General features: G+C 56.2%; 8 protein-coding genes. 6 read left to right on the top strand and 2 right to left on the bottom strand.

All coding sequences use genetic code 11. From position 1 onward, the window contains the following. Window positions 1-204: 204 nt before the first annotated feature. Complete coding sequence (gene lsrK, locus UC15_RS10560) at window positions 205-1797, bottom strand: autoinducer-2 kinase (RefSeq protein ID WP_165353194.1); 1593 nt, start codon at window positions 1795-1797, stop codon at window positions 205-207. Window positions 1798-1867: 70 nt separating this feature from the next. Then, the gene (gene lsrR, locus UC15_RS10555) at window positions 1868-2842 is read right to left on the bottom strand and encodes a transcriptional regulator LsrR (protein ID WP_112288400.1); all 975 of its coding nucleotides are present in this window, start codon (window positions 2840-2842) and stop codon (window positions 1868-1870) included. Window positions 2843-3073: 231 nt separating this feature from the next. Here lsrR and lsrA point away from each other — a divergent pair, with 231 nt between their 5' ends. Genes lsrA through lsrG form a run of 6 tightly spaced genes read left to right on the top strand, consistent with a single transcriptional unit; the run spans window position 3074 to window position 8950 of the window. Next, complete coding sequence (gene lsrA, locus UC15_RS10550; RefSeq protein ID WP_112288399.1) at window positions 3074-4636, top strand: autoinducer 2 ABC transporter ATP-binding protein LsrA; 1563 nt, start codon at window positions 3074-3076, stop codon at window positions 4634-4636. Continuing rightward, on the top strand, window positions 4630-5706 hold the full coding sequence (gene lsrC, locus UC15_RS10545; RefSeq protein ID WP_112288398.1) for an autoinducer 2 ABC transporter permease LsrC: 1077 nt from the start codon (window positions 4630-4632) through the stop codon (window positions 5704-5706). Before lsrA ends, lsrC begins: the two co-directional genes overlap by 7 nt. Further along, window positions 5706-6731: an autoinducer 2 ABC transporter permease LsrD gene (gene lsrD, locus UC15_RS10540; RefSeq protein WP_112288397.1), complete on the top strand. Its 1026-nt coding sequence runs from the start codon at window positions 5706-5708 to the stop codon at window positions 6729-6731. The genes lsrC and lsrD overlap by 1 nt, the downstream gene beginning before the upstream one ends. A gap of 28 nt (window positions 6732-6759) precedes the next feature. After that, entirely contained in the window at window positions 6760-7761 is a 1002-nt protein-coding gene (gene lsrB / locus UC15_RS10535; protein WP_369964279.1) for an autoinducer 2 ABC transporter substrate-binding protein LsrB, read from the top strand. Between the two features lie 19 nt (window positions 7762-7780). Beyond that, the gene (gene lsrF / locus UC15_RS10530; protein ID WP_112288395.1) at window positions 7781-8656 is read left to right on the top strand and encodes a 3-hydroxy-5-phosphonooxypentane-2,4-dione thiolase; all 876 of its coding nucleotides are present in this window, start codon (window positions 7781-7783) and stop codon (window positions 8654-8656) included. A gap of 3 nt (window positions 8657-8659) precedes the next feature. Continuing rightward, window positions 8660-8950, top strand: a complete 291-nt coding sequence (lsrG, locus tag UC15_RS10525) for a (4S)-4-hydroxy-5-phosphonooxypentane-2,3-dione isomerase (RefSeq protein WP_112288394.1) — start codon at window positions 8660-8662, stop codon at window positions 8948-8950. Window positions 8951-9063: the final 113 nt, after the last annotated feature.

The following is a 9063-nucleotide window of genomic DNA, read 5'->3' as shown; positions in this document are numbered from 1 at the left end:
CAAGATTTCCAGCCTGTCGCTGTAGTATCTGAAACATGGTCAGCGAGCGGTAGCGGGGAGTTAAAAGCGAAGGGAGATCCAAGAGGGAAAAAGCACTTTTCCCTCTTGGGCGGTTTCGGCGCAGTGCGATAAGTGATCACCGCTATTGAGAAACCGAAATTCTCACTATCTTAATTGAATTAAAAGTTCAGGCTTTCTAAAAGCCTACAATCCTGGTGCTTTCCACATCGACGTCGTCAGCTGCCTGTCCACCAGCCCAAGCTGATCCGCATACACTTCCTGCCAGTTGGCTTTCTGCACCAGATATTTTGCGTGATTTGCCACATCCGGCTGATATTCTCGTTCCCAGCGCACCAGCGCTTCACCGGTGTCGGCGAGCGATGAATACACGCCTGCCGCGACACCCGCTGCAATCGCACAACCCAGCGCGGTTGCTTCTTTCACCACCGGCACATTCACCGGCACGCCGGTCACATCACTTAAAATCTGACACCACAATTTGCCCTTCGAACCGCCGCCGGAGAACACCAGCGATTTGGCGCGTACGCCGGAGAATGCAGCGATCATATCTAGATTACAGGCTGAGACGATGGCAGCGTTCTCTTCCAATGCACGGAACAGCACCGGTTTGTTGCACTTTTCAGGATCGATGGAAAGATTGATGAATGAAGGGGCGGCGTGATACCAGTTCTTAAAATGCATCGCATCCGAGAATACCGGCGTCACGCCCCAGGCACCGACGGGTACCCGCGCCGCCATGTCTTCCAGCAAACTGTAGGCATCCACGCCAAGACGATGCGCCATGGTTTTTTCTTCCGTACAAAAAGCATCGCGGAACCAGCGCATGGTCAGGCCGGTGAAGAAACTGATGGATTCAGCCTGCGCCATGCCGGGAATGACGTGCGGATTGACGCGGATATTCATCTCCGGATCGGTGACCGCTTGCGGCAGATTGACGATTTGCTGCCAGAATGTACCGCCGAGAACCGCCGTCTGACCGGGACGCACCAGCCCGAGGCCAAGCGTGCCCAGTTGCGCATCGCCACCGCCCATGCCGACCGGCGTACCGGCTTTCAGGCCGCAGGCATCCGCAGCGCGGGCCGTCACATAGCCGAGCCGGGTACCGGTTTCTGCCACCGGCGAAAGCATATCGGCGCGCAGTCCCGCCATATCCAGCAGTTCAGGGCGCCAGTTGCGGGTGGCTAAATCCAGCATACCGGTGGTGCCGGCGTTGGACGGATCTACCGCCAGCTCGCCGCTGAGCATATACGCCAGCCAGTCGCTGATCATCGTGATGGTGGCTGCCTGCCGGTAAATGTCAGGCCGGTGATGCGCCAGCCACAGCAGACGCGGCATTGCGCTCAGCGCCAGCGTCTGGCCGGAGCATTCATAGACTTCGCGTTCAAATTCGAAATCGTGGATTTCTTTTAATTCGGAGACTTCACGGCTGGCGCGGGCATCGACGTTGGCACACGCCCAGACAGGCTCGCCGGATTTGTCGTACAGCACGATGCCCTCGCGCATAGAACAGGCGGCAACGGCACGGATAGCGGAAGCAGGGAGATGCGCTTCATGCAGCGCCTGGCGAATACACTGACAGGCAAGCTGCCAGTTTTTTTGCAGATCAAACTCCATCGAACCGGGGACATCCGGCACGGCGAGATGGATCCACTCTGCTTGTCCGGCGGCAATCTGCTCACCTTCAAGATTGAAAATTACCGCCCGGATACTGCCGGTACCGGCATCCAGCGCCATCAGATAGCTACGATCGTCGTCAGAGTTCAGGGTAGGGGTCATCGTGATGTTCTCTCGTGCCAGTTTATCGGGCACCGGTTACCTGACCGCCACACCCCTCACTCCCTGCGGGTCAGCCGAGCAGCGCCAGCATGGCTCTTGCTGTGCTCTCTTCAGTCACCAGTGCGTTTATTCGTTTGCCTTTCAGTGCGGCGACAATTGCTTCGGCCTTCTCGACTCCGCCCGCTACGCCTAATACGGTCGGAATGCTGGCCAGTTCGTCCGGTGCGACGGCAATCAGTTCGTCGTGGATCGCCATGTTTTCCGCCAGCTCACCATTGCGCTGCATAAAGAACCCGAGAATGTCGCCTACTGCGCCTTTACGGCCAAATAAAAGCTGTTCGCCTTCGCTGATATAACCGGAGCGCAAAATGGTCGCCTCCTGTTTCTGGTTCAGCGAACCGATGCCGACGACGGCGATATCCGCAGCGCAGGCCGCCAGCATCACGTCGTGAACATTGCGTTCCTGACGGAAAATGGTCGCCACGCTGGCTGATGACGCCCGCAACGGCGCAGGAATAATGCTCACGCCGCAGGCTGCATCAAGCTGCCCGATGCCGGTCATATACGGACCAACTCCGCCGGAAAGCGTCACCATGCGGATCTGCTGAGAGGCGATAAACCCGCTCAGATGCTGCAAGGTGCTCATGGCGGTTTCGCCAAATCCCACGGCCAGCAATTGCTCTGGTTTTAACATCGTCATCAGCATATGCGCCGCGCCGACGCCCAGTCGCGCGCTCAGCGAACCGTCCGCAAGCTGGGGCAGCACACGAACCTGCTGCAAACCAAAGCGCTCAAGCAGCGTGTTTTCCAGCGACAAACAGCCCTCAAAACGCGAGTTGATTTGTACGCGGATCACCCCGGATTGCCGGCCTTTTTCCAGCAGGCGCGACACTTTAAGCCGCGTCAGCCCGAGCCGTTCACCAATCTCATTCTGGGTCAGACCGTCGTGGTAATAGAACCACGCTGTGCGCGCCAGCAGTTCCTCTTCACCCATGCTGAATTCCGGATGGTTAGTCAAATCGGAAAGCGTTGTTTTGTCATTCATAGTGAACACTTATCAAAATGTAGATCAATTGTTCGTTAACGAAATGTTGTTAACTGTGATGTATTTGGCAAATTTCAAATGATTACTGCCCGAATCATAACGCAGAGTATATGAGTTGAACAAACTGTGATCAGGGCAAAAGTTTTCCGCGTCACCACAGACTAGCTTTATGAACATTGTTAAACAATAAATACATTTGTTCACTTAATGTATCTCACCTGAGGCCAGCGTATGCAGTCCAGCGAAAACTCATCAGCAGACGCACCATCCCCGGACTTGCTGTTGCAGGTCAGCGGTGTCAGTAAAAGCTTTTCCGGTGTTGCGGTGCTGAAAGATATCGATTTCAGCCTGCAACGCGGTGAGGTACATGCACTGCTGGGCGGGAATGGCGCGGGAAAATCGACGCTGATGAAAATCATCGCCGGTGTCGAGATTGCCGACCGGGGCGAAATGCGACTTGGCGGCGCGCCGCTGGTGGCGCTGACACCCGCCAAAGCACATCAGGCAGGTATCTATCTGGTGCCGCAGGAACCGATGCTGTTTCCGAGCCTCAGCGTGCGCGAAAACATTCTTTTCCGTCTTCCCGCACACCAGGCCAGCGAGAAAAAACTGCAACAGTCGCTGACTGAACTGGGCTGCAATCTGCCGCTCGGTTCCCTGGCCGGAACGCTGGAAGTGGCGGATCAGCAACTGGTGGAAATTCTGCGCGGGCTGATGCGTGATGCGCGTTTGCTGATCCTCGATGAACCGACGGCTTCGCTGACTCCCGCGGAATCCGCCCGACTGTTTACGCAGGTTCGACACCTGACGGCGCAGGGCGTCGGCGTGGTGTTCATTTCGCACAAATTGCCGGAAATCCGCGCCATTGCCGACCGGGTCAGCGTGATGCGCGACGGTAAAATTGCGCTCAGCGGCGCGCTTTCTGAGCTGGATAACGATGCGCTGATTGCGGCTATCACACCGCAAACGCAGGCCGCGGCGTTGCCCGCAGAACAAAAGCTGTGGCTGGATTTACCGGGAGCACGGCGTAATTCGTCGGGAAACCAGCCGGTCTTGCAGGTGCAAAACCTGACCGGTGAAGGGTTTATCAATATTTCATTCAGCGCCCGCGCCGGGGAAATCGTCGGGCTGGCAGGCGTTGTCGGCGCTGGGCGCACCGAACTGGCCGAAACCCTGTATGGCCTGCGGGATGCACAAAGCGGTCAGGTGCTTTTGTTGCAACAGGACATCAGCGGGTTTAGCACCTTACAACGTCTGAGAAAAGGGCTGGTGTATTTGCCGGAAGACCGGCAGGCGTCCGGCCTTTATCTGGATGCGCCACTGAGCTGGAACACCACATCGCTCACGTTCAACCGTCAGAGCTGGTGGCTGAATATCAAACGTGAGGCGGCAGTGCTGGAGCGTTATCACCGTGCGCTGGGTATCAAATATCGCGACGGGTCACAAACTGCCCGCACGCTTTCCGGCGGAAATCAGCAGAAATTGCTGATTGCGAAATGTCTGGAAGCCCAGCCAGCGGTGCTGATCGTCGATGAACCAACGCGCGGAGTCGATGTTTCTGCGCGGGCGGATATTTATCAGCTGCTGCGCAATGTCGTTGAACAGAACGTGGCTTTGATCCTGATTTCTTCTGATCTTGATGAAATTGAAGGGCTTGCCGACCGGGTCTTTGTCATGCATCAGGGCGAAATGAGTGGCGAGTTGCAGGGCAGCGACATCAACGTCAGCAACATTATGCACATCGCGTTTGGTAATCACGCCAAAACCCCCGCCACCGGAGGATCTTCATGCTGAAGCGGATACAAAACAACCGTGAACTGACCGCGCTGATGGCGATCATCGCCTTGTTTGCCTTACTCGGCGCGATGGACAGGCAGTCGTTCAGTTTTCAGACGCTGGGCATGATTTTCGGCAGCGCGCAAATTCTGATGTTGCTGGCGATGGGCGCGACGGTGGTGATGCTCACCCGCAATATCGACGTGTCGGTCGGTTCCATTACCGGCCTCTGCGCCGTGACGCTGGGGGTTTTGCTCAACGGCGGCATGAACCTGCCGCTGGCCTGTGTGGTAACTCTCGGCACCGGTTTGCTGGCGGGATTATTCAACGGCGTGCTGGTGGCCTGGCTGCGCATTCCGGCGATTGTCGCCACTTTAGGCACGCTGGGTTTATACCGCGGGCTGATGTTGCTGATGACCGGCGGCAAATGGATTGAAGGCTTACCTGCAGGACTGAAATCGTTGTCCGAACCGGTGTTTCTCAGCGTTTCATCGCTGGGCTGGCTGGTGATGGTTTTACTGGTGGCGATGTTCTGGATGCTCAGCCGAACCGTATTTGGCCGCAGTTTTTACGCGGTGGGCGATAACTTACAAGGTGCGCGGCAACTGGGTGTCGCTGTGAACCGCGTACGCATTCTGGCGTTCGGCATCAACGGCATGATGGCGGCCATCGCCGGTATTGTCTTCGCTTCGCAAATCGGTTTTGTGCCTAACCAGACCGGAAGCGGACTGGAAATGAAAGCCATTGCCGCCTGCGTACTGGGTGGTATCAGCCTGCTCGGCGGCACCGGATCTATACTCGGCGCGGTGCTCGGCGCGTATTTCCTGACACAAATCGACAGCGTGCTGGTGCTGTTACGCCTTCCTGCCTGGTGGAACGATTTTATCGCCGGACTGGTGTTGCTGGCGGTGCTGGTATTCGACGGCAGGTTGCGACAGGCGCTGGAGAAAAACCTGCGCCGTCAGAAATATTCACGCTTCCTGACGGCCAGTCCGCCGCTTCAGAAGAAACCTGCTGAACGTAAATCTCAGCCATCAAAAAATACCAGCCGCCGGTTAAGTACCGGCAAAAAGAGCGGGGTGATGTGATGAATAAACTCCAACAATATGGCTGGGAAATCGCGCTGCTGGCGTTACTGGTCATCGAAATCTTACTGTTCGGTTTCGCCAATCCGCGCATGCTGGATGCGAATACGCTGCTGTTCAGCACCAGCGATTTCATCACCATCGGAATTGTGGCATTGCCGCTGACCCTGGTGATTGTCAGCGGCGGCATCGACATTTCCTTCGGTTCGACCATCGGCCTGTGCGCCATCGCGCTCGGCGTACTTTGTCAGGCTGGCGTGCCGCTGGCACTGGCGATCATCATGACGCTGGCGCTTGGCGCGGCCTGTGGTTTGCTGAATGCGGCTCTTATTCTTTATACCGGGGTTAACCCGCTGGTCATCACGCTTGGCACGCTTTATCTGTTCGGCGGCAGCGCCTTACTGCTTTCCGGGCTGGCGGGTGCGACGGGTTTCGAAGGTATCGGTAATTTCCCTGATGCGTTCACCAACTTTGCTAATCAGGTGGTGATGGAGCTGCCGATGCCGCTGGTGATCTTCCTGCTGGCGACGCTGTTTTTCTGGCTGCTGATGCACCGCAGTCGCACCGGTCGCAATGTCTTCCTCATCGGACAGAATGCCCGCGTGGCGCGCTATGGCGCATTGCCGGTCAGCGGCACGGTGTTTGCCCTTTACGGGATGACCGGCCTGGCGTCCGCGGTCGCCGCCATCCTGATGACATCCTATTTCGGCTCTGCCCGTTCTGATCTCGGCAACGCTTTGCTGATGCCCGCTATCACGGCGGTCGTGCTTGGTGGCGCCAATATCTACGGCGGTTCAGGTTCCATTCTCGGCACGGCGCTGGCGACGCTGCTGATCGGGTATCTCCAGCAGGGCTTGCAGATGGTCGGCGTCTCCAGTCAGGTTTCCAGTGCGCTGTCCGGCGCGCTATTGATCCTGGTGGTCATCGGTCGTTCTGCCAGCCTCAACCGTGGTCTTATCCGCAGTGTTTTCCAGCGTTATCGCCAGCGCTGGTCTGCGCCTTCTCCTTCCTTGACGTCTTCTAAATAAGCCGGGGTTAATGATGAAAGCCAACACAATGAAAACCTTACTGATTGCCAGCGCCGTAAGCCTCGCCTGCGTGAGTGCGCAGGCGGCAGAACGTATCGCGTTTATCCCAAAACTGGTGGGCGTCGGCTATTTCACCAGCGGCGGCAATGGCGCGACGGCGGCGGGGAAAGAACTGGGTGTGGACGTCACGTATGACGGCCCGACCGAACCGAGCGTTTCCGGTCAGGTACAAATGATCAACAACTTCGTCAATCAGGGATACAACGCGATCGTAGTCGCGGCGGTATCACCGGATGGCCTGTGTCCGGCACTTAAACGCGCTATGCAACGCGGCGTGAAAGTGCTGACCTGGGATTCTGACACCAAACCAGAATGTCGCTCGATTTACATCAATCAGGGCACACCGCAACAGCTCGGCTCGATGCTGGTGGACATGACGTCCAGCCAGGTGAAGAAAGAAAAAGCCAAAGTGGCGTTTTTCTACTCCAGCCCGACGGTGACCGACCAGAACCAGTGGGTAAAAGAGGCGAAAGCCAAAATTGCTAAAGAGCATCCGGGCTGGGAAATCGTGACCACGCAATACGGCTATAACGATGCCACCAAATCGCTGCAAACCGCCGAAGGGATTTTGAAATCCTACGGTGATCTCGACGCGATTATTGCACCAGACGCCAATGCATTACCGGCAGCCGCACAGGCGGCGGAAAACCTCAAACGTACCAATGTGACCATTGTCGGCTTCAGTACGCCAAACGTCATGCGCCCGTATGTTGAGCGCGGGACGGTGAAACAGTTCGGCCTGTGGGACGTGGTCAGTCAGGGCAAGATTTCGGTTTACGTCGCCGATCAGTTACTGAAAAAAGGCGAACTCAATGTAGGTGACAAACTGGATGTGCCAAACGTCGGATCGGTAGAAGTCGTGCCGAACAGCGTGCAGGGCTACCAGTATGAGGCCAAAGGCAACGGCATCGTGTTACTGCCGGAACGCGTGGTCTTCACCAAGGACAACATCGGCAAATACGACTTCTGACGATTAAGGAGAAATAAACATGGCAGATCTGGACGATATCAGAGACGGCAAGAACTTCGGCATCGGCACGCCGCAGGACAATCATGCGTTTTTCCTCAAAGGCAGCGGTCAGCTGGACTGGGGAATGCAGTCGCGGCTGGCGCGTATTTTCAATCCGGAATCCGGGCGTACAGTGATGCTGGCGTTCGACCACGGCTATTTTCAGGGCCCGACGACCGGGCTTGAGCGTATCGATATCAATATTGCACCGCTGTTTGCTCATACCGATGTACTGATGTGTACCCGTGGCGTGCTGCGCAGTGTGGTTCCGGCGGCGGTCAATAAGCCAGTGGTAATGCGCGCTTCCGGCGGTAACTCGATTCTGACTGAGCTTTCCAATGAAACCGTAGCCGTAGCGATAGAGGACGCGCTGCGCCTGAACGTCGCAGCAATGGCGGCGCAGGTGTATATCGGCAGTGAATATGAGCATCAGTCGATTAAAAATATTATTAAGTTGGTCGATCAGGGGATGCGCTACGGCATGCCGACCATGGCGGTGACCGGCGTCGGCAAAGACATGGCGCGTGATCAGCGTTACTTCTCGCTGGCAACCCGTATTGCGGCTGAAATGGGCGCGAACATTATTAAAACCTATTACGTCGATGAAGGTTTCGAACGCGTCGCGGCGGGCTGTCCTGTGCCGATTGTAATTGCGGGCGGTAAAAAACTGCCGGAACGCGAGGCGCTGGAAATGTGTTTCAACGCTATAGACCAGGGCGCATCCGGTGTGGATATGGGGCGTAACATCTTCCAGTCAGAATCGCCAATCGCCATGCTGAAAGCCGTGAAAGCGGTGGTGCATGAAAATGCCAGCGTGGCGCACGCATACGAACTGTTCCTGAGCGAAAAGGGGTGAATCATGGAAGTGACACTGGTCGAAATTAATGTTCAGCCGGAAAAGGTGGATGAGTTTCTGGAAGTGTTTCACGCCAATCATTCAGGTGCGGTGAAAGAACCGGGAAACCTGAGGTTTGATGTGTTGCAGGACGAAAATGTACCGACGCGATTCTTTATCTACGAAGCCTATCAGGATAATGATGCTGTGCTGGCGCACAAGAAAACCCCCCATTATCTGAAATGCGTTGAAGCGCTTGAGGGGATTATGTCGGAGCCGAGGAAGAAGACAACTTTCAAGGGGATTTACCCTTGACCTGTAATTTCTAACCGTAACTGCAACTTCAAAACCGTGGGCGTCGGCCCACACCGACAAAACCTTGGGTTGCCACCCAAACTGGCCTTAAGGTCAAGGTCGTGGGCGTCGGC

Source organism: Rahnella sp. AN3-3W3, assembly GCF_003263545.1.
GTDB lineage: Bacteria > Pseudomonadota > Gammaproteobacteria > Enterobacterales > Enterobacteriaceae > Rahnella > Rahnella variigena.
Note: the sequence above shows the minus strand (reverse complement) of the source record. Positions and strands in the feature narration are given on the sequence as shown.

Excerpts from the sequence above, each read along its gene's own strand:
- lsrK (WP_165353194.1), bottom strand. The coding sequence starts at position 1,797 with ATGACCCCTACCCTGAACTCTGACGACGATCGTAGCTATCTGATGGCG.
- lsrR (WP_112288400.1), bottom strand. The coding sequence starts at position 2,842 with ATGAATGACAAAACAACGCTTTCCGATTTGACTAACCATCCGGAATTC.
- lsrA (WP_112288399.1), top strand. The coding sequence starts at position 3,074 with ATGCAGTCCAGCGAAAACTCATCAGCAGACGCACCATCCCCGGACTTG.
- lsrC (WP_112288398.1), top strand. The coding sequence starts at position 4,630 with ATGCTGAAGCGGATACAAAACAACCGTGAACTGACCGCGCTGATGGCG.
- lsrD (WP_112288397.1), top strand. The coding sequence starts at position 5,706 with ATGAATAAACTCCAACAATATGGCTGGGAAATCGCGCTGCTGGCGTTA.
- lsrB (WP_369964279.1), top strand. The coding sequence starts at position 6,760 with ATGAAAACCTTACTGATTGCCAGCGCCGTAAGCCTCGCCTGCGTGAGT.
- lsrF (WP_112288395.1), top strand. The coding sequence starts at position 7,781 with ATGGCAGATCTGGACGATATCAGAGACGGCAAGAACTTCGGCATCGGC.
- lsrG (WP_112288394.1), top strand. The coding sequence starts at position 8,660 with ATGGAAGTGACACTGGTCGAAATTAATGTTCAGCCGGAAAAGGTGGAT.